33 protein-coding genes and 1 pseudogene are annotated in these 22380 nt (G+C 67.7%); all 34 read left to right on the top strand.

Going from position 1 to position 22380, the window contains the following annotated elements; translation table 11 throughout:
• The first annotated feature begins 45 nt into the window (after window positions 1-45).
• Window positions 46-2148, top strand: a complete 2103-nt coding sequence (fusA, locus tag FY030_RS11975; protein WP_158061700.1) for an elongation factor G — start codon at window positions 46-48, stop codon at window positions 2146-2148.
• A gap of 120 nt (window positions 2149-2268) precedes the next feature.
• On the top strand, window positions 2269-3462 hold the full coding sequence (gene tuf, locus FY030_RS11970) for an elongation factor Tu (protein ID WP_158061699.1): 1194 nt from the start codon (window positions 2269-2271) through the stop codon (window positions 3460-3462).
• Between the two features lie 182 nt (window positions 3463-3644).
• Window positions 3645-4319 carry an SMI1/KNR4 family protein gene (locus FY030_RS11965; protein WP_158061698.1) on the top strand — a complete coding sequence of 225 codons (675 nt, stop codon included), beginning with the start codon at window positions 3645-3647 and terminating at the stop codon, window positions 4317-4319.
• Between the two features lie 331 nt (window positions 4320-4650).
• Window positions 4651-4959 (top strand): 30S ribosomal protein S10, encoded by a 309-nt coding sequence (gene rpsJ, locus FY030_RS11960; RefSeq protein WP_006502853.1) that lies wholly within the window; start codon window positions 4651-4653, stop codon window positions 4957-4959.
• 13 nt (window positions 4960-4972) lie between these two features.
• Window positions 4973-5629 (top strand): 50S ribosomal protein L3, encoded by a 657-nt coding sequence (gene rplC, locus FY030_RS11955; RefSeq protein ID WP_158061697.1) that lies wholly within the window; start codon window positions 4973-4975, stop codon window positions 5627-5629.
• A gap of 8 nt (window positions 5630-5637) precedes the next feature.
• A complete protein-coding gene (rplD, locus tag FY030_RS11950) occupies window positions 5638-6309 on the top strand; it encodes a 50S ribosomal protein L4, sunset domain variant (protein WP_158061696.1) in 672 nt (223 codons plus the stop codon).
• Window positions 6306-6614 carry a 50S ribosomal protein L23 gene (rplW, locus tag FY030_RS11945; protein WP_158061695.1) on the top strand — a complete coding sequence of 103 codons (309 nt, stop codon included), beginning with the start codon at window positions 6306-6308 and terminating at the stop codon, window positions 6612-6614. The genes rplD and rplW overlap by 4 nt, the downstream gene beginning before the upstream one ends.
• Window positions 6615-6643: 29 nt before the next feature.
• On the top strand, window positions 6644-7480 hold the full coding sequence (gene rplB, locus FY030_RS11940; RefSeq protein WP_158061694.1) for a 50S ribosomal protein L2: 837 nt from the start codon (window positions 6644-6646) through the stop codon (window positions 7478-7480).
• An 18-nt stretch (window positions 7481-7498) separates the two neighbouring features.
• Window positions 7499-7780 (top strand): 30S ribosomal protein S19, encoded by a 282-nt coding sequence (gene rpsS, locus FY030_RS11935; RefSeq protein ID WP_141819266.1) that lies wholly within the window; start codon window positions 7499-7501, stop codon window positions 7778-7780.
• Between the two features lie 26 nt (window positions 7781-7806).
• Window positions 7807-8187 carry a 50S ribosomal protein L22 gene (rplV, locus tag FY030_RS11930; RefSeq protein ID WP_158062810.1) on the top strand — a complete coding sequence of 127 codons (381 nt, stop codon included), beginning with the start codon at window positions 7807-7809 and terminating at the stop codon, window positions 8185-8187.
• Window positions 8187-9038, top strand: a complete 852-nt coding sequence (gene rpsC / locus FY030_RS11925) for a 30S ribosomal protein S3 (protein WP_158061693.1) — start codon at window positions 8187-8189, stop codon at window positions 9036-9038. The genes rplV and rpsC overlap by 1 nt, the downstream gene beginning before the upstream one ends.
• Entirely contained in the window at window positions 9038-9457 is a 420-nt protein-coding gene (gene rplP / locus FY030_RS11920) for a 50S ribosomal protein L16 (protein ID WP_158061692.1), read from the top strand. The genes rpsC and rplP overlap by 1 nt, the downstream gene beginning before the upstream one ends.
• Window positions 9457-9726 (top strand): 50S ribosomal protein L29, encoded by a 270-nt coding sequence (gene rpmC / locus FY030_RS11915; protein ID WP_158061691.1) that lies wholly within the window; start codon window positions 9457-9459, stop codon window positions 9724-9726. Before rplP ends, rpmC begins: the two co-directional genes overlap by 1 nt.
• A 2-nt stretch (window positions 9727-9728) precedes the next feature.
• On the top strand, window positions 9729-10106 hold the full coding sequence (gene rpsQ / locus FY030_RS11910) for a 30S ribosomal protein S17 (RefSeq protein WP_158061690.1): 378 nt from the start codon (window positions 9729-9731) through the stop codon (window positions 10104-10106).
• 161 nt (window positions 10107-10267) lie between these two features.
• Window positions 10268-10636, top strand: coding sequence for a 50S ribosomal protein L14 (gene rplN / locus FY030_RS11905; protein WP_131105555.1), 369 nt, complete (start codon window positions 10268-10270; stop codon window positions 10634-10636).
• Window positions 10637-10639: 3 nt separating this feature from the next.
• The gene (gene rplX, locus FY030_RS11900) at window positions 10640-10984 is read left to right on the top strand and encodes a 50S ribosomal protein L24 (RefSeq protein WP_238348257.1); all 345 of its coding nucleotides are present in this window, start codon (window positions 10640-10642) and stop codon (window positions 10982-10984) included.
• Window positions 10985-10986: 2 nt separating this feature from the next.
• Window positions 10987-11592, top strand: coding sequence for a 50S ribosomal protein L5 (rplE, locus tag FY030_RS11895; RefSeq protein ID WP_158061689.1), 606 nt, complete (start codon window positions 10987-10989; stop codon window positions 11590-11592).
• A gap of 4 nt (window positions 11593-11596) precedes the next feature.
• On the top strand, window positions 11597-11782 hold the full coding sequence (locus tag FY030_RS11890) for a type Z 30S ribosomal protein S14 (RefSeq protein WP_109473932.1): 186 nt from the start codon (window positions 11597-11599) through the stop codon (window positions 11780-11782).
• A 124-nt stretch (window positions 11783-11906) separates the two neighbouring features.
• Entirely contained in the window at window positions 11907-12305 is a 399-nt protein-coding gene (rpsH, locus tag FY030_RS11885) for a 30S ribosomal protein S8 (protein ID WP_158061688.1), read from the top strand.
• A gap of 31 nt (window positions 12306-12336) precedes the next feature.
• On the top strand, window positions 12337-12876 hold the full coding sequence (rplF, locus tag FY030_RS11880; RefSeq protein ID WP_158061687.1) for a 50S ribosomal protein L6: 540 nt from the start codon (window positions 12337-12339) through the stop codon (window positions 12874-12876).
• A gap of 3 nt (window positions 12877-12879) precedes the next feature.
• On the top strand, window positions 12880-13254 hold the full coding sequence (rplR, locus tag FY030_RS11875) for a 50S ribosomal protein L18 (RefSeq protein WP_158061686.1): 375 nt from the start codon (window positions 12880-12882) through the stop codon (window positions 13252-13254).
• A gap of 27 nt (window positions 13255-13281) precedes the next feature.
• Window positions 13282-13950 carry a 30S ribosomal protein S5 gene (gene rpsE / locus FY030_RS11870; protein ID WP_158061685.1) on the top strand — a complete coding sequence of 223 codons (669 nt, stop codon included), beginning with the start codon at window positions 13282-13284 and terminating at the stop codon, window positions 13948-13950.
• Window positions 13950-14132 (top strand): 50S ribosomal protein L30, encoded by a 183-nt coding sequence (gene rpmD, locus FY030_RS11865; protein ID WP_131105548.1) that lies wholly within the window; start codon window positions 13950-13952, stop codon window positions 14130-14132. The genes rpsE and rpmD overlap by 1 nt, the downstream gene beginning before the upstream one ends.
• Window positions 14133-14172: 40 nt before the next feature.
• A pseudogene (rplO, locus tag FY030_RS11860) lies at window positions 14173-14606 on the top strand (50S ribosomal protein L15).
• A 254-nt stretch (window positions 14607-14860) separates the two neighbouring features.
• Window positions 14861-16186 (top strand): preprotein translocase subunit SecY, encoded by a 1326-nt coding sequence (gene secY, locus FY030_RS11855; protein ID WP_158061684.1) that lies wholly within the window; start codon window positions 14861-14863, stop codon window positions 16184-16186.
• Window positions 16186-16845: an adenylate kinase gene (locus FY030_RS11850; RefSeq protein ID WP_158061683.1), complete on the top strand. Its 660-nt coding sequence runs from the start codon at window positions 16186-16188 to the stop codon at window positions 16843-16845. Before secY ends, FY030_RS11850 begins: the two co-directional genes overlap by 1 nt.
• A 10-nt stretch (window positions 16846-16855) precedes the next feature.
• Window positions 16856-17728, top strand: a complete 873-nt coding sequence (gene map / locus FY030_RS11845) for a type I methionyl aminopeptidase (RefSeq protein WP_158061682.1) — start codon at window positions 16856-16858, stop codon at window positions 17726-17728.
• 301 nt (window positions 17729-18029) lie between these two features.
• Entirely contained in the window at window positions 18030-18251 is a 222-nt protein-coding gene (gene infA / locus FY030_RS11840) for a translation initiation factor IF-1 (protein ID WP_022925313.1), read from the top strand.
• Between the two features lie 99 nt (window positions 18252-18350).
• Window positions 18351-18464, top strand: coding sequence for a 50S ribosomal protein L36 (gene rpmJ, locus FY030_RS11835; RefSeq protein WP_010148647.1), 114 nt, complete (start codon window positions 18351-18353; stop codon window positions 18462-18464).
• 274 nt (window positions 18465-18738) lie between these two features.
• The gene (rpsM, locus tag FY030_RS11830; protein ID WP_158061681.1) at window positions 18739-19113 is read left to right on the top strand and encodes a 30S ribosomal protein S13; all 375 of its coding nucleotides are present in this window, start codon (window positions 18739-18741) and stop codon (window positions 19111-19113) included.
• Window positions 19114-19214: 101 nt separating this feature from the next.
• Window positions 19215-19643 (top strand): 30S ribosomal protein S11, encoded by a 429-nt coding sequence (rpsK, locus tag FY030_RS11825; RefSeq protein ID WP_158061680.1) that lies wholly within the window; start codon window positions 19215-19217, stop codon window positions 19641-19643.
• 27 nt (window positions 19644-19670) lie between these two features.
• Window positions 19671-20279: a 30S ribosomal protein S4 gene (gene rpsD, locus FY030_RS11820; RefSeq protein ID WP_158061679.1), complete on the top strand. Its 609-nt coding sequence runs from the start codon at window positions 19671-19673 to the stop codon at window positions 20277-20279.
• Window positions 20280-20484: 205 nt separating this feature from the next.
• Window positions 20485-21507 (top strand): DNA-directed RNA polymerase subunit alpha, encoded by a 1023-nt coding sequence (locus FY030_RS11815; RefSeq protein ID WP_158061678.1) that lies wholly within the window; start codon window positions 20485-20487, stop codon window positions 21505-21507.
• A gap of 44 nt (window positions 21508-21551) precedes the next feature.
• On the top strand, window positions 21552-22283 hold the full coding sequence (rplQ, locus tag FY030_RS11810) for a 50S ribosomal protein L17 (protein WP_158061677.1): 732 nt from the start codon (window positions 21552-21554) through the stop codon (window positions 22281-22283).
• Window positions 22284-22380: the final 97 nt, after the last annotated feature.

Raw genomic sequence — 22380 nt, 5'->3', positions numbered from 1 at the left:
CAGACCCACCACTGACCACGCACAGAGCAGCAGAGAGAAGAGACTGTGGCACAGGACGTCCTGACGGACCTACGCAAGGTTCGCAACATCGGCATCATGGCGCACATCGATGCCGGCAAGACGACGACCACCGAGCGGATCCTGTTCTACACGGGTCGCAACCACAAGATGGGCGAGACGCACGACGGCGCCTCGACCACTGACTGGATGGAGCAGGAGAAGGAGCGGGGGATCACCATCACCTCCGCAGCCGTCACCAGCTTCTGGCACGGCACGCAGATCAACCTGATCGACACGCCCGGCCACGTCGACTTCACCGTCGAGGTGGAGCGCAACCTGCGCGTCCTGGACGGCGCGGTCGCCGTCTTCGACGGCAAGGAGGGTGTCGAGCCCCAGTCCGAGACCGTGTGGCGCCAGGCCGACAAGTACGGCGTCCCGCGCATGTGCTTCATCAACAAGATGGACAAGATGGGCGCGGACTTCTACTTCTCCGTGCAGACCATGGTGGACCGTCTGGGCGCCAGCCCGCTCGTGATGCAGCTGCCCATCGGCGCTGAGTCCGACTTCGTCGGCGTGGTCGACCTGCTCACCATGAAGGCGCTGACCTGGTCCCTGGACACCGCCCTGGGCGAGGCCTACGACACCGGCGAGATCCCGGCCGACCTGCAGGAGAAGGCGGAGGAGTACCGCAACGCCCTGGTCGAGAAGGTTGCCGAGGCGGACGAGGAGCTGCTGGAGAAGTACCTGGGCGGCGAGGAGCTGACCGAGGAGGAGATCAAGAAGGGTGTGCGCGCGCTGACCCTGGCCGGCGAGGTCAACCCGGTCTTCTGCGGCACCGCCTTCAAGAACAAGGGTGTCCAGCCGCTGCTGGACGCGATCGTGGACTACCTGCCCTCCCCGCTGGACCTGCCCCCGACCGAGGGTCTGAAGCCGGGCGATGAGGAGACGGTGATCAGCCGCGCGCCGAGCACCGAGGAGCCGTTCGCGGCGCTGGCGTTCAAGATCGCCACGCACCCCTTCTTCGGCACCCTGACCTACATCCGGGTCTACTCCGGCGAGATCTCCGCCGGCCAGGCGGTGATGAACGCGACCAAGGGCAAGCGTGAGCGCCTGGGCAAGCTGTTCCAGATGCACGCCAACAAGGAGAACCCGGTCGAGAAGGTCTCCGCGGGCCACATCTACGCCGTCATCGGGCTGAAGGACACCACCACCGGTGACACCCTGTGCGACATGAGCGAGCCGATCATCCTGGAGTCGATGACCTTCCCGGAGCCGGTCATCCACGTCGCGATCGAGCCCAAGACGAAGGGCGACCAGGAGAAGCTGGGCACCGCGATCCAGAAGCTGGCCCAGGAGGACCCGACCTTCACCGTCCGCCTGGATGAGGAGACCGGCCAGACCGTCATCGGCGGGATGGGCGAGCTGCACCTGGACATCCTGGTGGACCGGATGAAGCGCGAGTTCAAGGTCGAGGCCAACGTGGGCGCCCCGCAGGTGGCCTACCGCGAGACCATCCGCCGCACGGTCGAGAAGCTGGACTACACCCACAAGAAGCAGACCGGCGGCTCCGGCCAGTTCGCCAAGGTCCAGATCAGCATCGAGCCGATGGACACCGCCGAGGGCGAGCTCTACACCTTCGACAACTCGGTGACCGGTGGCCGCATCCCGCGCGAGTACATCCCCTCGGTGGACCAGGGCATCCAGGACGCGATGCAGCTGGGCATCCTGGCCGGCTACCCCCTCGTGGGTGTCAAGGCCACCCTGATCGACGGTGCCTACCACGACGTCGACTCCTCGGAGATGGCGTTCAAGATCGCCGGCTCGATGGCCTTCAAGGAGGCCGCCCGCAAGGCCGACCCGGTCCTGCTGGAGCCGGTCATGGCCGTCGAGGTCCGCACGCCCGAGGACTACATGGGCGAGGTCATCGGCGACATCAACTCGCGCCGTGGCCAGATCCAGGCGATGGAGGACATCTCCGGCGCCAAGATCGTCCGGGCCGTGGTCCCGCTGTCGGAAATGTTCGGGTACGTTGGTGACCTACGGTCCAAGACGCAGGGTCGCGCCAACTACACCATGCAGTTCGACTCCTACGCCGAGGTTCCCCGGAACGTGGCCGAGGAGATCATCAAGAAGGTCCGCGGCGAGTGAGCTGACTCACTCCGCCTGCGGAGTGATGGACCTGAGACACAAGTAACCATCCAACCCATGAACGTCGTCGCGGTACCCAGCCGTTGACGATCGCACAACGAAGTCCAACAGGAGGACCCAGTGGCTAAGGCCAAGTTCGAGCGGAGCAAGCCGCACGTCAACATCGGAACCATCGGTCACATCGACCACGGCAAGACCACGCTGACGGCAGCCATCTCCAAGGTGCTGCACGACAAGTACCCGGACCTGAACGAGGCGTCGCCGTTCGACTCGATCGACAAGGCTCCTGAGGAGCGTCAGCGCGGTATCACCATCTCCATCGCGCACATCGAGTACCAGACCGAGAAGCGCCACTACGCGCACGTCGACTGCCCCGGTCACGCCGACTATGTCAAGAACATGATCACCGGCGCGGCGCAGATGGACGGTGCGATCCTCGTGGTCGCCGCCACCGACGGCCCGATGCCGCAGACCAAGGAGCACGTCCTCCTGGCCCGCCAGGTCGGCGTCCCCTACATCGTCGTGGCCCTGAACAAGTCGGACATGGTCGACGACGAGGAGATCATGGAGCTCGTCGAGATGGAGGTCCGCGAGCTGCTGTCCTCCTACGAGTTCCCCGGTGACGACCTGCCGGTCGTGCGCGTCTCCGCCCTGAGGGCCCTCGAGGGCGACCAGAAGTGGGTCGACTCCGTCGCCGAGCTCATGGACACCGTGGACGAGTACATCCCTGAGCCCGAGCGCGACCTGGACAAGCCGTTCATGATGCCCGTCGAGGACGTCTTCACGATCACCGGTCGTGGCACCGTCGTCACCGGTCGTATCGAGCGCGGTGTTCTGAAGGTCAACGAGGAGATCGAGATCGTCGGCATCCGCGAGACCTCGGCCAAGACCACCGTCACCGGCATCGAGATGTTCCGCAAGCTCCTCGACGAGGGCCGTGCGGGCGAGAACGTCGGTCTGCTCCTGCGTGGCACCAAGCGCGAGGACGTGGAGCGCGGTCAGGTCATCGTCAAGCCGGGCACCATCACCCCGCACACCGAGTTCGAGGCCCAGGCCTACATCCTGTCCAAGGACGAGGGTGGCCGGCACACCCCGTTCTACGACAACTACCGCCCGCAGTTCTACTTCCGGACCACGGACGTGACCGGCGTCGTGCACCTCCCCGAGGGCACCGAGATGGTCATGCCGGGCGACAACACCGACATGCGCGTGGAGCTGATCCAGCCGATCGCCATGGAGGACGGCCTCATGTTCAACATCCGTGAGGGTGGCCGCACCGTCGGCGCCGGCCGGGTCACCAAGATCCTGAAGTGATCTGACCCGGGACCTTCCCGCGAGGAAGGCCCCGGACTTGCCTCACGGTTCTCAAGACCCCCGCCACCGCACAGGTTGGCGGGGGTCTTGTGCGTGTCCGGCGAGTATGCCGCCCGTGAACATCTCGTGACCCGCTCCGCGTGTCCTGCACCTCCGTCCGCGTCCTGTTCTAGGGTCGAGCCGTGACCGACTCGCCCAGCCACACCGTCCCGCAGGTGCTCACCGCGCTCTCCCGCGTTGGCAAGGACGTGCGCACCGCTCCTGGTGCCTCTGCGCAGACCCTCGCTGCGGCTGCGAGCGCGGTGGGTGGGGCGCTGCCGCAGGACGTCCTCGAGCTGTACCGGGCCACCGACGGCCTGGAACTGGCCAGGGGCAACCTGCACCTCTATCCCCTCCTAGGCACCGACGTGGAGCTTGGGGTGGTCGAGGCCGCGGCGATCCATCGCTCCTGGGACTGGGTGATCCCCGCGGAGCTGGTCCTGCTGGGCAGCGACGGGGGGGACGGGGCGTTCGGGGTCTGGGTTCCCGCGGGTGCCCGCCGCAGTGTCGTGGTGCAGGCAGTGGTGTCGCTGGACGAGCGCCCGGCCCTGGCCGTCCTCGGCACCTCGCTGGCCGGCTTCCTCGCCGCATGGGCTGCCTACTACCTCCCGCTGACCTTGGGGGAGACCGCGGGGGTCAGCGCCTGTCTGGACGACCTAGGCGTGCCTGCGGCGCTGCGGGAGGGGGAGAGTGAGCTCGACGACGAGCATCTGCACGCGCTGCTCGCCTGGGCCTCCCCGGACCTGCCCGACGACGAGCCCGACCCGTATGCTCGTCCCGTCGATCCGGCGGTGCTGACCCGCCTGGCCACTAGCTGACCCACCCCGATTTGGGCGCATGGTCGCATCCGTGGCACACTAGACAGGTTGCTTGACGCGTGGTGCGCATCCGAGTGCGCGCCGCCGGCCGTCTGGCACGCCCCGGCAAGTCCTGGTAGATCTCGATCATCAGGCCGGACGGTGCGGGCGACGGCAGCGCAAGCCCCGGCACCAGCCGGGCACGGACACCGCCGATGAAGAGAACTTTTTCATCAGCCGCGTCCGCGGAGGGCGCGACACGCCCGACCGCGGGGGTCGGAGGAATCCGGGCCAGGCAGGGACGGTAACCACGAATGTTCCAGCAGGACGACGAGAGAGAGTCAGACAAGCGATGGCGGGACAAAAGATCCGCATCCGGCTGAAGTCGTATGACCACGAGGTCATCGACAGCTCGGCGCGCAAAATTGTCGACACGGTGACCCGTGCCGGCGCTACGGTGGTCGGCCCGGTGCCCCTCCCGACGGAGAAGAACGTCTTCGTCGTCATCCGGTCGCCTCACAAGTACAAGGACAGCCGCGAGCACTTCGAGATGCGCACGCACAAGCGCCTGATCGACATCGTCGACCCCACCCCCAAGGCGGTCGACTCGTTGATGCGTCTCGACCTGCCGGCCGACGTCAACATCGAGATCAAGCTGTAAGGACCACAGACCAATGACTGCTACGACAGAGCGCAGCGTCAAGGGCATCCTCGGCGAAAAGCTCGGCATGACCCAGGTGTGGGACGCGGAAAACCGCCTCGTCCCCGTCACCGTGATCAAGGCCGGCCCGGCCGTCGTGACCCAGTTGCGCAACGCCGAGACCGACGGGTACAACGCGGTGCAGATCGCCTTTGGCGCGATCGACCCCCGCAAGGTCACCCAGCCGCTGAAGGGCCACTTCGCCAAGGCCGGGGTCACCCCCCGCCGTCACGTTGTTGAGCTGCGCACCGCCGACGCCGACACCTACGAGCTGGGCCAGGAGATCACCGCTGACGTCTTCGAAGACGGTCAGACGGTCGATGTCACCGGCACCACCAAGGGCAAGGGCTTCGCCGGTGTGATGAAGCGGCACAACTTCTCCGGTGTCTCGGCCTCGCACGGTTCCCACCGCAACCACCGCAAGCCCGGTTCTATCGGCGGCGCCTCCACCCCGGGCCGCGTGTTCAAGGGCATGCGGATGGCGGGTCGGATGGGCGGCGTGCGCCAGACCACCCCGAACCTGACCGTCCACGCCGTGAACGCCGAGAAGGGCCTGCTGCTGATTAAGGGTGCCATCCCCGGCCCCCGAGGCAGCGTCGTCCTCGTGCGCACGGCCGCGAAGGGTGCGTGAGCCTTCCTATGTCACTTCCCACCATCTCCGTACACACGCCCACCGGCGGTGACGCCGGCACCGTGGAGCTGCCCGCCGAGATCTTCGACGTGCAGACCAATGTGCCGCTGATCCACCAGGTGGTCGTGGCCCAGCTGGCCGCGGCCCGCCAAGGCACCCACTCCACCAAGACCCGCGGCGAGGTTCGCGGCGGTGGCCGCAAGCCCTACCGTCAGAAGGGGACCGGCCGCGCCCGCCAGGGCTCGATCCGGGCCCCGCAGTTCGCCGGCGGTGGCGTCGTCCACGGCCCGCAGCCGCGGGACTACAGCCAGCGGACCCCCAAGAAGATGAAGGCGGCCGCCCTGCGCGGTGCCCTCTCCGACCGGGCCCGGCACGGCCGCATCCACGTCCTGAGCGCCCTGGTCGAGGGGGACACCCCCTCTACCCGGACCGCCTGGACCGCGATCAGCGCCCTGTCCGGCCGACCCAACTTCCTCGTGGTCCTGGACCGCGCTGACGAGGTCGGTCTGCGCAGCGTGCGCAACCTGGAGCAGGTGCACGTGCTGTTCGCCGATCAGCTGAACACCTACGACGTGCTCTGCGCCGACGACGTGGTCTTCACCCAGGCCGCCCTAGACGCCTACCTGTCCGGTGCGAGCAGGACCCGCGCGGCCAGCCAGGCCGAGGAGGAGAGCAAGTGAGCACCCCCGCCTTCAACACCAGCAAGGACCCGCGCGACATCCTGCTCTCGCCGGTCGTCTCCGAGAAGTCCTACGCCCTGCTCGACCAGGGCAAGTACACCTTCGTGGTGGACCCCCGGTCGAACAAGTCCGAGATCAAGCGGGCTGTGGAGAGCATCTTCGGGGTCCGGGTCGAATCAGTCCACACCCTGAACCGACCCGGCAAGACCCGCCGGACCCGCTTCGGCACGGGCAAGCGCAAGGACACCAAGCGCGCCATCGTGACGCTGCGCGAGGGCACCATCGACATCTTCGGCACGCTCTAAGCCTGGACGAGTAGAGGAACTTTTTAGACATGGCTATTCGCAAGTACAAGCCGACGACGCCTGGGCGTCGCGGCAGCAGCGTGGCCGACTTCGTCGAGGTGACCCGCACCACCCCGGAGAAGTCGCTGGTCAAGCCGCTGTCCAAGTCCGGTGGCCGCAACGCCTCCGGGCGTATCACCACCCGACACATCGGTGGCGGGCACAAGCGTGCCTACCGCGTCATCGACTTCCGCCGGGCGGACAAGGACGGCGTCAACGCCAAGGTCGCGCACATCGAGTACGACCCCAACCGCACCGCCCGCATCGCGCTGCTGCACTACACCGACGGCGAGAAGCGATACATCATCGCGCCGAACCGGCTCAAGCAGGGCGACATGGTCGAGAACGGCCCGTCCGCCGACATCAAGGTGGGCAACAACCTGCCGCTGCGCAACATCCCGGTCGGTACGGTCGTGCACGCGATCGAACTGCGCCCAGGTGGCGGCGCCAAGATCGCCCGCTCCGCTGGTGCCCGCGTCCAGCTGGTCGCCAAGGAGGGCGCGATGGCTCAGCTGCGCATGCCCTCCGGTGAGATCCGCAACGTCGACGTCCGCTGCCGCGCCACGATCGGCGAGGTCGGCAACGCCGAGCAGAGCAACATCAACTGGGGCAAGGCCGGCCGCATGCGCTGGAAGGGCAAGCGCCCGACCGTGCGTGGTGTGGTGATGAACCCGGTCGACCACCCGCACGGTGGTGGCGAGGGCCGGACCTCCGGTGGTCGGCACCCGGTGAGCCCGTGGGGCCAGAAGGAAGGCCGCACCCGTAAGCCCAACAAGCCGAGCGACAACCTCATCGTGCGTCGTCGCCGGACCGGCAAGAAGCGCTGAGCAGGGAGTTAGACAACAATGCCTCGCAGCCTGAAGAAGGGCCCGTTCGTCGATGACCACCTCGCCAAGAAGGTGGACGCGCAGAACGAGGCCGGTACCAAGAACGTCATCAAGACCTGGTCCCGCCGGTCGATGATCACCCCCGACATGCTCGGCCACACCCTGGCCGTGCACGACGGCCGCAAGCACGTCCCGGTCTTCGTGACCGAGTCGATGGTCGGCCACAAGCTCGGTGAGTTCGCTCCGACCCGCACGTTCAAGGGTCACGAGAAGGACGACAAGAAGGGTCGCCGTCGCTGATGACTACCCAGACCGAAGGAAACACCATGGAAGCCAAGGCCGTGGCGCGGTACGTCCGCGTGACGCCGATGAAGTCCCGACGTGTCGTGGACCTCATCCGGGGCAAGTCCGTCCCGGAGGCGCAGGCGTTGATGCGGTTCGCCCCGCAGAGCGCCAGCGAGCCGGTGCTCAAGGTCCTCAACAGCGCGGTGGCCAACGCCCGCTTTGCCGCGGACCAGCACGGCACTGCCTTCGACGAGGCCGCCCTGTTCGTCCAGGAGGCGTTCGTCGACGAGGGCCCGACCATGAAGCGGTTCCGGCCGCGCGCCCAGGGCCGCGCCAGCCGTATCAACAAGCGCACGAGCCACATCACCGTGGTGCTCGCCGAGCGTCCCCGCAAGACCACCGCCAAGGGAGGTGCCCGCTGATGGGGCAGAAGATCAACCCGAACGGCTACCGCCTCGGCATCACCACCGACCACCGCAGCCGCTGGTTCGCCGACTCGACCAAGCCGGGTCAGCGTTACCGTGACTACGTCAAGGAGGATGTCGCCATCCGCGAGCTCCTCTCCACGGGCATGGACCGTGCCGGCATCTCTAAGGTCGAGATCGAGCGCACCCGCGACCGGGTCCGCGTCGACATCCACACCGCCCGGCCGGGCATCGTCATCGGCCGCCGCGGCGCGGAGGCCGACCGCCTGCGCGGCGCGCTGGAGAAGTTGACCGCCAAGCAGGTCCAGCTGAACATCCTCGAGGTCAAGAACCCCGAGGTTGACGCCCAGCTGGTCGCCCAGGGCATCGCCGAGCAGCTCGCCGCCCGCGTCACCTTCCGGCGCGCGATGCGCAAGGGCATGCAGTCCTCGCTGCGCGCCGGTGCCAAGGGCATCCGGATCCAGTGCTCCGGTCGTCTCGGCGGCGCCGAGATGTCCCGCTCGGAGTTCTACCGCGAGGGTCGCGTGCCGCTGCACACCCTGCGCGCGAACATCGACTACGGCTTCTACGAGGCCAAGACCACCTTCGGCCGGATCGGCGTGAAGGTCTGGATCTACAAGGGCGACCTGACCGCCAAGGAGCTGGCCCGCGAAGAGGCCCAGTCCGCCGGCAACCGTGGCGACCGCCGCGGTGGTGGCCGTGGGGACCGTGGCGATCGTGGCCCGCGCGCTGAGCGTGGGGAGCGTCGTGGCCGTGCGCCGCGTCGCGACGATGCCCAGGCCCCCGCTGCTTCTGAGGCCGCTCCGGTGGCCGCCGCCCCTGCTACCACCGAGGGAGAGCAGTCCTGATGTTGATTCCCCGTCGCGTCAAGCACCGTAAGCAGCACCACCCCGGCCGCTCCGGCATGGCCAAGGGTGGCACCTCGCTGGCGTTCGGTGACTACGGCATCCAGGCGCTCGCGCCGGCCTATGTCACCAACCGGCAGATCGAGTCCGCCCGTATCGCCATGACCCGCTACATCAAGCGTGGTGGCAAGGTGTGGATCAACATCTACCCGGACCGCCCGCTGACCAAGAAGCCGGCCGAGACCCGCATGGGCTCGGGCAAGGGCTCCCCAGAGTGGTGGGTGGCCAACGTCAAGCCCGGACGCGTCATGTTCGAGCTCTCCGGCGTCACCGAGGAGGTCGCTCGCGAGGCCATGCGCCTGGCGCAGCACAAGCTCCCCATGAAGACCCGTTTCGTCACGCGTGAGGGTGGTGACATCTGATGGCAGTCGGTTCCAAGAACCTGACCCCCGAGCAGTTGCGCGGTCTCGAGGACGGTCCGCTCGCGGACGCCCTGACCGAGGCCAAGAAGGAGCTGTTCAACCTGCGCTTCCAGTCGGCCACCGGCCAGCTGGAGAGCCACGGCCGCCTGCGCGCGGTCAAGAAGGACATCGCGCGCATCTACACCGAGATGCGGGAGCGCGAGCTCGGTATCGGGCGGGCCCCGCACAGCGCCAATGAGAGCGCGGACGAGAACGAGAAGGTGGGCTGAGGATGAGCCAGAACACGACCGAGAACCCCGAGGTCGAGGTGGACTCGCAGGAGACCGCAGCCGCCGAGACCTCCGGGCAGAACACTGCCGCCCACGAGCCCAGCCAGGCCTCGCTCGGCCACGGCGGAGACCGCAACTACCGCAAGGTCCGCCAGGGCTACGTGGTGAGCGACAAGATGGACAAGACCATCACCGTCATGGTTGAGGACCGCGTCAAGCACGCGCTGTACGGCAAGGTCCTGCGCCGTAGCGAGAAGGTCAAGGTGCACGACGAGGCCAACACGGCCGGTGTCGGTGACCGCGTCCTGATCATGGAGACCCGCCCGCTGAGCGCCACCAAGCGCTGGCGTCTGGTGGAGATCCTGGAGAAGGCCAAGTAACAAGCCCGGGGGCCAGGTCCGTTCGCCCCCCGGGTCCCCCCCGCAGAACCACCCCGGGGGACACGAAACTAACCGGCATACCGCCATACCAATCCACGACGTTCGGCAAGGCTCGTCCCCACCACCGGGACGAGAACCCGCCGGCAGTAGGAGATCGAACTGTGATCCAGCAGGAGTCGCGACTGCGCGTCGCCGACAACACCGGTGCCAAGGAGATCCTGTGCATCCGCGTGCTCGGCGGTTCCGGCCGCCGCTACGCGGGCATCGGTGACACCATCGTGGCGACCGTGAAGGACGCCATCCCCGGCGGCAACGTCAAGAAGGGCGACGTCGTCAAGGCTGTCATCGTGCGTACCAAGAAAGAGCGCCGTCGTCCGGACGGCAGCTACATCCGTTTTGATGAGAACGCCGCGGTCATCCTGAAGACCGACGGTGACCCCCGCGGCACCCGAATCTTCGGCCCGGTGGGTCGTGAGCTGCGCGACAAGCGATTCATGAAGATCGTTTCCCTCGCGCCGGAGGTGATCTGAGCCATGGCGAAGATGAAGATCAAGAAGAACGACCTCGTGCAGGTCATCGCCGGCAAGGACAAGGGTCTGCAGGGTCGCGTCATCGCGGTCTACCGCGAGACCGACCGCGTCCTGGTCGAGGGTGTCAACCGCATCACCAAGCACACCCGTGCCGGTGGCGAGCGCGGTGTCAGCACCGGCGGCATCCAGGTCCAGGAGGCTCCCATCCACGTGTCCAACGTGATGGTGGTCGACCCGGAGACCAAGACGCCGACCCGGATCACGACCCGCGTCGAGACTGTCGACCGCGATGGCCGCAACAAGACTGTGCGCACCCGCGTCGCGGTGCGCTCGGGTAAGGACCTGTGAGCATGACCGAGACGATCAGCACCCAGAGCAGCACCGAGAGCACCGAGAGCAGCACGCCGACCGCGACCCCGCGGCTCAAGGCGCGCTACCACGAGGAGATCAAGCCCGCCCTGCAGGCCGAGTTCGGCCACGCCAACGTGATGCAGGTCCCCGGCCTGGTCAAGATCACGGTGAACATGGGTGTCGGCGAGGCCGCTCGCGACAGCAAGCTCATCGAGGGCGCCATCCGCGACCTGTCCACCATCACCGGCCAGAGGCCGGCGGTGACCAAGGCCCGCAAGTCCATCGCGCAGTTCAAGCTGCGCGAGGGTATGCCGATCGGCGCGCACGTCACCCTGCGCGGCGACCGCATGTGGGAGTTCCTGGACCGGCTGCTGTCCCTGGCGCTGCCCCGCATCCGTGACTTCCGCGGCCTCTCGCCGCGGCAGTTCGACGGCAACGGCAACTACACCTTCGGTCTCAACGAGCAGTCGATGTTCCACGAGATCGACCAGGACAAGATCGACCGGGTCCGCGGCATGGACATCACGGTCGTCACCACCGCGAAGAACAACGACGAGGGTCGGGCGCTGCTCAAGCGTCTGGGCTTCCCGTTCAAGGAGAACTGAGCCGATGGCGAAGACCGCTCTAGTCAACAAGGCCAACCGCAAGCCGAAGTTCAAGGTTCGCGGCTACACCCGCTGCCAGCGCTGCGGCCGTCCGCACTCGGTCTACCGCAAGTTCGGCCTGTGCCGAATCTGCCTGCGGGAGATGGCCCACCGCGGCGAGCTGCCCGGCGTGACCAAGTCCAGCTGGTGAGCAGCCTGCGGCGCGCACGGCATACCTATCCCACCACCGAAGCCAGAATCATCCTGACCATCGAAGGTCGCCCAGGCCCTGTGGGCCCCGGGGGAAACCGCGATGAGAAAGGGCACGAAGCCCCATGACCATGACCGACCCGATCGCGGACATGCTGACCCGGATCCGGAACGCCAACTCGGCGCACAAGGACCAGGTCTCCATGCCGTACTCAAAGCTGAAGGCGAACATCGCCGACATCCTCAAGGCGGAGGGCTACATCGCCTCCTGGACCACGCAGGACGCCGAAGTCGGCAGCACGCTGACCATCGACCTGAAGTACGGTCCGAACCGCGAGCGTTCGATCGCGGGCGTGCGCCGGGTGTCCAAGCCCGGCCTGCGCGTCTACGCGAAGTCCACCAACCTGCCCCGCGTGCTGGGCGGCCTAGGCGTGGCGATCATCTCCACGTCCTCCGGTCTGCTCACCGACCGCCAGGCAGCCGATAAGGGCGTCGGCGGCGAAGTGCTCGCCTACGTCTGGTGACTCTGAGAATGCACGAAAGGAGCACCGAATAATGTCTCGTATTGGACGACTTCCGATCACCATCCCCTCCGGTGTGGACGTGGCCATCGACGGCGCAACCGTCACGGTCAAGGGCCCCAAGGGCCAGTTGGCGCTCGCCGTGGCCCAGCCCATCTCCGTGGACAAGGCCGAGAACGGCAGCCTGCAGGTGCACCGGCCCAACGACGAGCGCGAGTCTCGCGCCCGGCACGGCCTGACCCGCAGCCTGATCGCCAACATGGTCGAGGGGGTGACCAACGGTTACACCAAGAAGCTGGAGATCCACGGCACCGGGTACCGCGTGGTGGCCAAGGGCAGCGACCTGGAGTTCGCGCTCGGCTACAGCCACTCCATCCTGATCAAGGCCCCGGAGGGCATCACCTTCCAGGTCGAGAACCCCACCCGGTTCTCGGTCACGGGCATCGACAAGCAGCTGGTCGGCGAGGTCGCTGCAAACATCCGCAAGCTGCGCAAGCCTGACCCGTACAAGGGCAAGGGCGTGCGCTACGAGGGTGAGCACATCCGCCGCAAGGTCGGAAAGGCTGGTAAGTAAGCCATGGCACAGATCGTCAAGCGCTCCAAGACCAAGGTTGCGGCCCGTGCGCGGCGCCACCTTCGGCTGCGCAAGAAGGTCACCGGCACCGCCGCGCGTCCGCGCCTGGTAGTCAACCGGTCCTCGCGCCACGTCTTCGTCCAACTGGTCGACGACACCGAGAGCAAGACGCTCACGTCCGCCTCCACCATGGAGGCCGACCTGCGTGGGCTCGAAGGCGACAAGACGGCCAAGGCCAAGCGCGTGGGCGAGCTGCTCGCCGAGCGCGCTCAGGCCCTGGGCGTGGACACCGCCGTGTTCGACCGGGGTGGCAACCGCTACGCCGGCCGCGTGGCTGCGATCGCGGAGGGCGCCCGCGAGGGCGGCCTGTCGCTGTAATCCGACAAGGAAAGAGGAACCATTCCTATGGCTGGTGACTTCCAGCGCCGCGGCACCGGTGACACAGCGTCCGCCGGTGGCGCCCGCGACAACCGTCGGGGCGGCCGCGACAGCAACGATCGACGCGACGGCCGGTCCGGCCGTGGCAACCGTGAGGACGACCGCAACCAGTACTTGGAGCGGGTCGTCACCATCAACCGTGTAGCCAAGGTCGTCAAGGGTGGCCGCCGCTTCAGCTTCACCGCGCTCGTCGTGGTGGGTGACGGCGACGGCACCGTTGGCGTGGGCTACGGCAAGGCCAAGGAGGTGCCCGCGGCGATCGCCAAGGGCGTCGAGGAGGCGAAGAAGAACTTCTTCCGCGTGCCCCGCATCGCCGGCACCATCCCGCACCCGATCCAGGGTGAGAAGGCGGCAGGCGTCGTCATGCTCAAGCCGGCTAGTCCCGGTACCGGTGTCATCGCCGGTGGCCCGGTGCGCGCCGTGCTCGAGTGCGCCGGCATCCACGACGTGCTGAGCAAGTCGCTCGGCTCCAGCAACTCCATCAACATCGTGCACGCCACGGTGGCCGCCCTGAAGGGCCTGGAGCAGCCGGAGGCGGTCGCCGCCCGTCGCGGTATGCCGCTGGAGCACGTGGCCCCGGCCGCGATGCTGCGCGCCCGCGCCGCCGCGGCGGCCGAGGCAAAGGCGGGTGCCTGATGGCTAAGCTCAAGGTGACCCAGATCAAGTCCACCGTCGGGACCAAGCACATGCACCGGGAGACCGTGCGCAGCCTGGGCCTGAAGCGGATCGGTGACACCGTCATCAAGGAGGACCGCCCCGAGTTCCGGGGCATGGTCCGCACGGTCGCCCACCTGGTGACCGTCGAGGAGGTTGACTGACCATGAATGAGCAGACTTCTGCCACCCCGAGGGCCGCGCGCTGAAGGTGCACCACCTGCGGCCGGCCCCCGGCGCCAAGACCGCCAAGACCCGCGTGGGTCGAGGCGAGGGCTCCAAGGGCAAGACCGCGGGGCGCGGCACCAAGGGCACCAGTGCCCGCTACCAGGTGCCCGCGACCTTCGAGGGCGGCCAGACCCCGATGCACATGCGGCTGCCCAAGCTGCGTGGCTTCAAGAACCGGTTCAAGACCACCTACCAGGTGGTGAACCTCGACACCCTGTCCACCCTCTTCCCGAGGGCGGCACCGTGGGCGTCGCGGACCTGGTGGCCAAGGGCGCGGTCCGCAAGGGCCAGCCGGTCAAGGTCCTGGGCAACGGGGAGATCTCCGTGGCGGTCGACGTGACCGCCGACAAGTTCTCCACCTCCGCGCAGGAGAAGATCCAGGCCGCCGGCGGATCCGTCACGCAGGCCTGAGCACCACCGCACGCGGACAAGGCCCCGGGTCGCACGCGCGATCCGGGGCCTGTTCCATCCCAGGCGGGCCCTTTGCCCCCGCGCACCGCGCCCGGGCCGAGCCGCAGGTCACGCCAGCACTACTCGCACGACATACCCCGACGCTTATCGCCCCCATCGACGAGGGTGTTATCGTCATCCGGATCGATGCCCGCTCCCCGGTGCCCGCCACGCGGCCAGCCCGTGGCGCCCAGGGGACCCACAGGAGGACCTGAATGCTCTCCGCCTTCGTGCGTGCGTTCAAGACGCCGGATCTTCGTCGGAAGATCCTCTTCACGCTCGCGATCATGGCGATCTACCGGCTCGGGACACACATCCCCAGCCCGGGCGTCGACTATGGACTGGTCCAGCAGTGCCTCTCCAACGCCGAGCTGTCCGGCAACGTGCTGGGGATGGTCAACCTCTTCTCCGGCGGGGCGATGGTCCAGCTGTCGATCTTCGCGCTGGGGATCATGCCGTACATCACCGCAGCCATCATCACCCAGCTGCTCACCGTGGTCATCCCGCGGTTCGAGCAGCTGAAGAAGGAGGGCCAGGCCGGGCAGACCAAGATGACGCAGTACACCCGCTACATGACCATCGGTCTGGCGGTGCTGCAGGCGTCCACCCTGGTCACTATCGCCCGTGAGCCGGCGCGGTTGTTCGGTGGCACCTGCGCGCGGGTGCTGCAGGACGACGGGGTCGCCACCATGCTGCTCATCGTGCTGACGATGACCGCCGGCACCGGCCTGATCATGTGGCTGGGGGAGCAGATCACCGAGCGTGGTGTCGGCAACGGGATGTCGTTGCTGATCTTCGTCTCCATCGCCGCCAGCTTCCCGGGCGCGCTGACCTCGATCTACCAGCGCGACGTCACCACCTTCGTCCTGGTCATGCTGCTGGGCCTGGCGATCATGACGCTGGTCGTCTACGTCGAGCAGTCCCAGCGACGGATCCCGGTGCAGTACGCCAAGCGGATGATCGGGCGGCGCCAGTACGGCGGGACCTCGACCTACATCCCGCTGAAGCTGAACATGGCCAACGTCATCCCGATCATCTTCGCCAGCTCGATCTTGATGCTGCCCATGCTGGTCGCCAACTTCAACCGGCCGGTGGACGTGGGGCAGCAGGCTCCCGGCTGGGTGACCTTCGTCGACCGCTACCTCTCGATGGGGATGGCCGGCCAGGGGACGCACTGGCTGTACATGGTCATCTATGTCGCGATGATCATCTTCTTCGCCTTCTTCTACACCTCGGTCACCTTCAACCCCACCGACGTCGCCGACAACATGAAGCGCTACGGCGGGTTCATCCCCGGCATCCGGGCCGGCCGGCCCACGGCGGAGTACCTGCAGTACGTCATCACCCGGATCACTACCCCGGGCTCGATGTACCTGGCCGGGCTGGCGCTCATCCCGCTGATCGCCTTCAACGTCCTGCAGATCCAGGACTTCCCGCTGGGTGGCGCCTCGATCATCATCATCGTGGGTGTGGGTCTGCAGACGATCAAGCAGATCGAGTCCCAGCTCCAGCAACACGACTACGAAGGGTTCCTCCGCTGATGCGTCTGATCATGCTCGGCCCTCCCGGTGCCGGCAAGGGCACCCAGGCGGCGCGCGTCGCCGACACCCACGGCATCCCGGCGATCTCCACCGGTGACATCTTCCGGGCGAACATCAAGGACGAGACCCCTTTGGGCCGGCAGGTCAAGGAGATCACCGCCGCCGGCGGCTACGTCCCGGACGAGATCACCAACGCGATCGTCAAGGACCGGTTGGCCCAGTCCGACGCGGCCGTGGGCTTCCTGCTCGACGGCTACCCCCGGACCACCGGCCAGCTGGACGCCCTGGACGAGATGCTCGGTGACGCAGGGCGGCGGCTGGACGCCGTCATCGAGCTGACCGTCGACACCGACGAGGTCGTGCAGCGCCTCCTGGCCCGGGCTCAGGAGCAGGGGCGGGTCGACGACACCGAGGATGTCATGCGGGCCCGCATGCGCATCTACGCCGAAGAGACCGCGCCGCTGGCAGCCGTCTACCGCGAGCGTGGACTGCTGCACGAGGTTGACGGTATGGGCTCGGTCGAGGAGGTCACCACGCGGATCGAGGAGGCGCTCTCCGCGGCGGTGCAGGCACGGTCGACCGAGGGCAAGGTAGGCCGTCCCGCCGAGGGTCACGTGGCGCCGCCGGCGGGCCCGGTCGACGGCCACGACGACCGCTGATCCGCCGCCCATGTCTATGTTCCGGCGCGGACCCCGCATCGAGTCCAAGACCGACGACCAGCTGCGCGCCATGCGGCGTGCCGGACTGGTCGTCGCCGACACCCTGGCGCTGGCCCTCAAGGGCGCCGTCGCCGGGACCACCACACGCGAGCTGGACGCGGCCGCCGAGGACGCGATCCGCGGCGCCGGTGCGGTGCCCAGCTTCCTGGGCTACCACGGCTTCACCGGCAGCCTGTGCATCTCCGTCAACGACGAGGTCGTCCACGGCGTCCCCGGCGAACGGGTCCTGCAGGAGGGTGACCTCGTCTCCATCGACTGCGGCGCAATCGTCGACGGCTGGCACGGCGACGCGGCGATCACCCTGGTCGTCGGTGGCCGGGAGCAGGGGAGCCAGGCCGACCTGGCGTTGATGGACGACACCCAGGCCTCGCTCTGGGACGGCCTGGCGGCGCTGCGCGCCGGCGGCCGGCTCTTCGCCGTCGGCGATGCCGTCGAGGACTGCGTGGAGGCGGCGCTGGAGCGGCGCCGCGCTGCGGGCGTGCCCGTGCACGAGTACGGCATCCTGCAGGACTTCGTCGGCCACGGCATCGGGCGGGAGATGCACATGGATCCGCAGGTGCCCAACTACGGCGTCGCCGCCAAGGGCCCCTCGGTGCCCAGCGGGGCCACCCTCGCGGTCGAGCCGATGGTGACCCTGGGCACCATCAAGACCCGCACCCTGGACGACGACTGGACCGTGGTCACCACCGACGGCAGCCACGCCGCTCACTGGGAGCACACCGTCGCTGTCACCGACGCCGGCCTGTGGGTGCTCACCGCCCACGACGGCGGGGAGGCGGAGCTCACTGCGCGCGGCGCCCCCTTCGCTCCGCTCACCGACTGACCCTGCCCCAGGCCCGCCGGCTGACCTGCCCCGGTCCTGCCGGCGGTCGGTCCTGCTCCACCGGCGACCCTGTTTCCTGCCCCCATCCGTGAGCCGGGAGGAACCGGCGCACACATGACTTGCCGGCCTCAGTGGTAGGGGAAGGCCGAGGCTTGGCCTGGTAAGCGCCCGCACGTCAGAGTCGCGAGAGCACCCGGAGGACCGCTAGCCTGACGGATTGGCCTTGGGGTTGCTTCTCACGTAGGATAGTGCGTCGGCCCCCGTGGCCGAAGGCAGTACAGTCACGCGAAAAGTGGAGGACATGGCGAAGAAGGACGGCGTCATTGAGATCGAGGGCACAGTTGTCGAAGCCCTCCCGAATGCTAACTTCCGGGTCGAGCTGACGAACGGGCACGTTGTGCTGGCTCACATCTCCGGCAAGATGCGTCAGCACTACATCCGAATCCTCCCTGAGGACCGGGTCGTGGTGGAGCTCAGCCCGTACGACCTGACCCGCGGACGCATCGTCTTCCGCTACCGCTGACGAACGGGGCCCCCGGGCCCCGAGCGGACCGACCGGCCTGCCCGGGACGGTCCGCGATGCACGACCACACCCGTACAGATCGACTCAAGGCAGGTTGCCATGAAGGTTCAGCCGAGCGTGAAGAAGATCTGCGACAAGTGCAAGGTGATCCGCCGTCACGGCCGGGTCATGGTGATCTGCGAGAACCTGCGCCACAAGCAGCGCCAGGGCTGAGCAGAGCGACCAGCACACGTCGCAGAGCGCGACGAGCGCACCTCGACACACACGCAGTCAGCGACAGCTGACAGCTGCAAGAGCTGTGGGGCGGTTCCCGCCCGGCAGCGCACAACTGAAGATCGTCATGACGTAGCACGCAACACCCGACCCCCGTCGACACGGGACGTCACCCCCGGCCGCGAGAGCCGGGGACCGCGGGCGAAGGCCCACCACAGAGGATGCGGACCGGTGTTGCACCAGACTCTCGCAAGAATCCAAGGAGCACTGCCACATGGCACGACTCATCGGTGTTGACCTGCCGCGCGACAAGCGCGTCGAGGTCGCTCTCACCTACATCTTCGGCGTGGGCCGTACCCGCGCCGAGCAGACGCTGGCGGAGACGGGTGTCGACCCGTCCGTCCGCGTCAAGGACCTGACGGAGGAGCAGCTGGTCGCCCTGCGTGACCACCTCGAGGGCAGTTACCGCCTCGAGGGTGACCTGCGCCGTGAGGTAGCCGCCGACATCCGCCGCAAGCAGGAGATCGGCAGTTACCAGGGCCTGCGGCACCGCCGCGGTCTGCCCGTGCACGGTCAGCGCACCAAGACCAACGCGCGCACCCGCAAGGGGCCCAAGCGCACCGTCGCCGGCAAGAAGAAGGCCAAGTAACCCACCGGCTCGGGAGCCGAGGACCCCTCGCCCCGAGTCACCCGCCGAGGCCACGCCTCGGATCTCGGGACTGGCCAGACCAGCCGGCCCAGCAGCACTGCATACCTCGTCAGGAGAAACCACATGCCCCCAAGAGCCGTCAGGCTAGCGGTGCGCGCAAGGTGCGCCGCAAGGAGAAGAAGAACGTCGCCCTCGGGCAGGCTCACATCAAGAGCACGTTCAGCAACACCATCATCAGCATCACCGACCCCGCCGGTGCCGTCATTGCCTGGTCCTCCTCGGGCCAGGTCGGTTTCAAGGGTTCGCGCAAGTCAACCCCGTACGCGGCCCAGATGGCTGCCGAGGCCGCCGCCCGCCGGGCGATGGATCACGGCATGCGCAAGGTCGACGTCTTCGTCAAGGGCCCGGGCTCGGGTCGCGAGACCGCGATCCGTTCCCTGACCGCCGCCGGCCTGGAGGTCGGCGCGATCAGTGACGTCACCCCGCAGGCGCACAACGGCGTCCGTCTGCCCAAGAAGCGCCGCAACTGAGCACCGGAAGGAACTAGGTAGAACATCATGGCCCGTTACACCGGACCCATCACCAAGAAGTCCCGCCGGCTCAAGGTCGACCTCGTCGGCGGAGACAAGTACTTCGATCTGCGGCCCTTCCCCCCGGGGCAGCACGGCCGTCGCCGCAGCCAGGAGAAGGAGTACCTGACCCAGCTGCAGGAGAAGCAGAAGGCCCGCTTCACCTACGGCGTCATGGAGAAGCAGTTCCGTCGCTACTACGCCGAGGCCGCCCGTCGTCCCGGCCGCACCGGCGCCAACCTGCTGATCATCCTCGAGTCCCGCCTGGACAACGTCATCTACCGGGCCGGTCTGGCTCGGACCCGCCGTGCTGCCCGCCAGCTGGTGACCCACGGTCACTTCCTGGTCAACGGTCAGCGCGTCGACGTGCCGTCCTACCGGGTGGAGCAGTTCGACATCATCGAGGTCCGCCCGCAGTCGGTGCAGACCTTCCCCATCGAGCTGGCCCGTCAGACCTTTGGCGACCGCCCGATCCCGGCCTGGATGAAGGTCGTCCCCGGCTCGCTGAAGATCCTCATCCACCAGCTGCCCACGCGTGAGCAGATCGACACGATCCTCACCGAGCAGCTCATCGTCGAGTTCTACTCCAAGAACTGACCCCCTGGGGCCTGCGCCCCAGACCTCCACAGACCAGGAGTTCGCTTCGCTTGCGTGCTCCTGGTCTGTTCCGGGAAACCAGGGCTAGCAAGCTCGCCGGTTTGCCGGGTCCGGACCGTGGACAGAGATGGTCCGGGCAGGAGCCGACAGGCTCCACGTTCACGCGGCGTCATATAGCGGTCGCCCGTGGGAAGGAACAAGAACAGTGCTCATCGCACAGCGCCCCGTCCTCTCCGAGGAAGTCGTCACCGAGTCCCGCTCCCGGTTCATCCTGGAACCGCTCGAGCCCGGCTTCGGCTACACCCTCGGCAACTCCATGCGCCGGACCCTGCTCTCCAGCATCCCCGGTGCCTCATTGACCAGCATCCGCATCGACGGCGTGCTGCACGAGTTCTCCACGATCCCCGGGGTCAAGGAGGACGTCACCGAGATCATCCTCAACCTCAAGGGTCTGGTCGTCTCCAGCGAGCACGACGAGCCGGTCGTGATGTACCTGCGCAAGCAGGGCCCCGGCGCGGTCACCGCCGCCGACATCGCCCCCCCGGCCGGCGTGGAGGTCCACAACCAGGACCTGCACCTGGCCACCCTCGGGGAGTCGGGCAAGATCGAGATGGAGATGACCGTCGAGCGTGGCCGTGGCTACGTCTCCGCGGCGCAGAACAAGTCCGGTGAGCAGGAGATCGGGCGCATCCCGGTCGACTCCATCTACTCCCCGGTCCTGGCCGTGACCTACAAGGTCGAGGCCACCCGTGTCGAGCAGCGCACCGACTTCGACCGTCTGGTCCTCGACGTGGAGACCAAGAACTCGATGGCACCCCGCGACGCCGTCGCCTCTGCCGGCCGCACCCTGGTCGAGCTCTTCGGCCTGGCCCGGGAGTTGAACGTCGAGGCCGAGGGCATCGAGATCGGCCCGTCCTCTGGTGAGGGCGCGCTCGCCTCCGACCTGGCGCTGCCGATCGAGGAGCTGGACCTGACCGTCCGTTCCTACAACTGCCTCAAGCGGGAGGGCATCCACAGCGTGGGTGAGCTCGTGGGCCGCAGCGAGGCCGACCTGCTGGACATCCGCAACTTTGGCGCCAAGTCCATCGACGAGGTCAAGGACAAGCTTGTCGAGATGGGCCTGGCCCTCAAGGACAGCCCGCCCGGGTTCGAGGGTGCGAGCAGCTATGAGGACGGCACCTATGACGACGAGGGTGACGCCGCCTTCGCCGAGGACGAGCAGTACTGAGCTCAGCTCAGCGCTGAGATCACAAAAGTTACGAAGGAGAACCCATGCCTACCCCCAAGAAGGGTCCGCGCCTCGGCGGCGGTCCGGCGCACGAGCGCCTGATCCTGTCCAACCTGGCGACCGCGCTGTTCGAGCACGACCGCATCACCACCACCGAGGCCAAGGCCAAGCGCATGCGCCCCTTGGCCGAGCGCCTGGTGACCTTCGCCAAGCGCGGTGACCTGCACAACCGCCGCAAGGTGATGGCGATCATCCGGGACAAGGGTGTCGTGCACCGGCTCTTCACCGAGATCGCCCCCGACGTCGCCGACCGCGAGGGTGGCTACACCCGGATCACGAAGATCGCCCCTCGCAAGGGTGACAACGCCCCGATGGCGGTCATCGAGCTGGTCCGCGAGCCGGTCGCCAAGAAGGCCGTCGTGCGACAGGCCGAGGGTGCGACCAAGCATGCCGCCAGCGACCAGGCCGACGCCCCCGCCGCACCGGTGAGTGACGCCGAGCTGGCCGCCGAGGAGCCCACCAGCGACGAGGCCGCCGTCGACGAGGCCCAGGCAGAGGTGGAGGCCTCCGAGGCCGCCGCCGAGCAGGGCGCCGAGGTCGCGGCTCCGGCCGAGACCGTCGAGGTCAGCGACACCGAGACCGCCGAGGACACCACCGAGGCCGCCATGGTCTCCGCTGGTGCCGACGACGCTGGTGCCGACGACGCTGGTGCCGACGACGCTGGTGCCGACGACGCTGCGGCCGACGCCGATGCTGAGGACGCCGACCAGAAGTGAGCTGACCGTGCGCTGATCATGGCGCGGTCGGCCAGGGCCGTCTCCCCGCAGGGGGGGCGGCCCTTCGCGTCCCCGGGTGGGAGCGACGGGCTGGCAG

It is taken from the genome of Ornithinimicrobium pratense (assembly GCF_008843165.1).
Taxonomy (GTDB): domain Bacteria; phylum Actinomycetota; class Actinomycetes; order Actinomycetales; family Dermatophilaceae; genus Ornithinicoccus; species Ornithinicoccus pratensis.
Note: the sequence above shows the minus strand (reverse complement) of the source record. Positions and strands in the feature narration are given on the sequence as shown.

Excerpts from the sequence above, each read along its gene's own strand:
- rpsE (WP_158061685.1), top strand. The coding sequence starts at position 13,282 with ATGGCTGGTGACTTCCAGCGCCGCGGCACCGGTGACACAGCGTCCGCC.
- rpsD (WP_158061679.1), top strand. The coding sequence starts at position 19,671 with ATGGCCCGTTACACCGGACCCATCACCAAGAAGTCCCGCCGGCTCAAG.
- rpsC (WP_158061693.1), top strand. The coding sequence starts at position 8,187 with ATGGGGCAGAAGATCAACCCGAACGGCTACCGCCTCGGCATCACCACC.
- rpmC (WP_158061691.1), top strand. The coding sequence starts at position 9,457 with ATGGCAGTCGGTTCCAAGAACCTGACCCCCGAGCAGTTGCGCGGTCTC.
- rplP (WP_158061692.1), top strand. The coding sequence starts at position 9,038 with ATGTTGATTCCCCGTCGCGTCAAGCACCGTAAGCAGCACCACCCCGGC.
- rplC (WP_158061697.1), top strand. The coding sequence starts at position 4,973 with ATGACTGCTACGACAGAGCGCAGCGTCAAGGGCATCCTCGGCGAAAAG.
- FY030_RS11850 (WP_158061683.1), top strand. The coding sequence starts at position 16,186 with ATGCGTCTGATCATGCTCGGCCCTCCCGGTGCCGGCAAGGGCACCCAG.
- rplF (WP_158061687.1), top strand. The coding sequence starts at position 12,337 with ATGTCTCGTATTGGACGACTTCCGATCACCATCCCCTCCGGTGTGGAC.
- rplV (WP_158062810.1), top strand. The coding sequence starts at position 7,807 with ATGGAAGCCAAGGCCGTGGCGCGGTACGTCCGCGTGACGCCGATGAAG.
- map (WP_158061682.1), top strand. The coding sequence starts at position 16,856 with ATGTCTATGTTCCGGCGCGGACCCCGCATCGAGTCCAAGACCGACGAC.
- rpmD (WP_131105548.1), top strand. The coding sequence starts at position 13,950 with ATGGCTAAGCTCAAGGTGACCCAGATCAAGTCCACCGTCGGGACCAAG.
- FY030_RS11890 (WP_109473932.1), top strand. The coding sequence starts at position 11,597 with ATGGCGAAGACCGCTCTAGTCAACAAGGCCAACCGCAAGCCGAAGTTC.
- rpsQ (WP_158061690.1), top strand. The coding sequence starts at position 9,729 with ATGAGCCAGAACACGACCGAGAACCCCGAGGTCGAGGTGGACTCGCAG.
- rplE (WP_158061689.1), top strand. The coding sequence starts at position 10,987 with ATGACCGAGACGATCAGCACCCAGAGCAGCACCGAGAGCACCGAGAGC.
- rpmJ (WP_010148647.1), top strand. The coding sequence starts at position 18,351 with ATGAAGGTTCAGCCGAGCGTGAAGAAGATCTGCGACAAGTGCAAGGTG.
- rplR (WP_158061686.1), top strand. The coding sequence starts at position 12,880 with ATGGCACAGATCGTCAAGCGCTCCAAGACCAAGGTTGCGGCCCGTGCG.
- rplX (WP_238348257.1), top strand. The coding sequence starts at position 10,640 with ATGGCGAAGATGAAGATCAAGAAGAACGACCTCGTGCAGGTCATCGCC.
- rplD (WP_158061696.1), top strand. The coding sequence starts at position 5,638 with ATGTCACTTCCCACCATCTCCGTACACACGCCCACCGGCGGTGACGCC.
- rpsS (WP_141819266.1), top strand. The coding sequence starts at position 7,499 with ATGCCTCGCAGCCTGAAGAAGGGCCCGTTCGTCGATGACCACCTCGCC.
- rplB (WP_158061694.1), top strand. The coding sequence starts at position 6,644 with ATGGCTATTCGCAAGTACAAGCCGACGACGCCTGGGCGTCGCGGCAGC.
- rpsM (WP_158061681.1), top strand. The coding sequence starts at position 18,739 with ATGGCACGACTCATCGGTGTTGACCTGCCGCGCGACAAGCGCGTCGAG.
- secY (WP_158061684.1), top strand. The coding sequence starts at position 14,861 with ATGCTCTCCGCCTTCGTGCGTGCGTTCAAGACGCCGGATCTTCGTCGG.
- infA (WP_022925313.1), top strand. The coding sequence starts at position 18,030 with ATGGCGAAGAAGGACGGCGTCATTGAGATCGAGGGCACAGTTGTCGAA.
- rplQ (WP_158061677.1), top strand. The coding sequence starts at position 21,552 with ATGCCTACCCCCAAGAAGGGTCCGCGCCTCGGCGGCGGTCCGGCGCAC.
- rpsH (WP_158061688.1), top strand. The coding sequence starts at position 11,907 with ATGACCATGACCGACCCGATCGCGGACATGCTGACCCGGATCCGGAAC.
- rpsJ (WP_006502853.1), top strand. The coding sequence starts at position 4,651 with ATGGCGGGACAAAAGATCCGCATCCGGCTGAAGTCGTATGACCACGAG.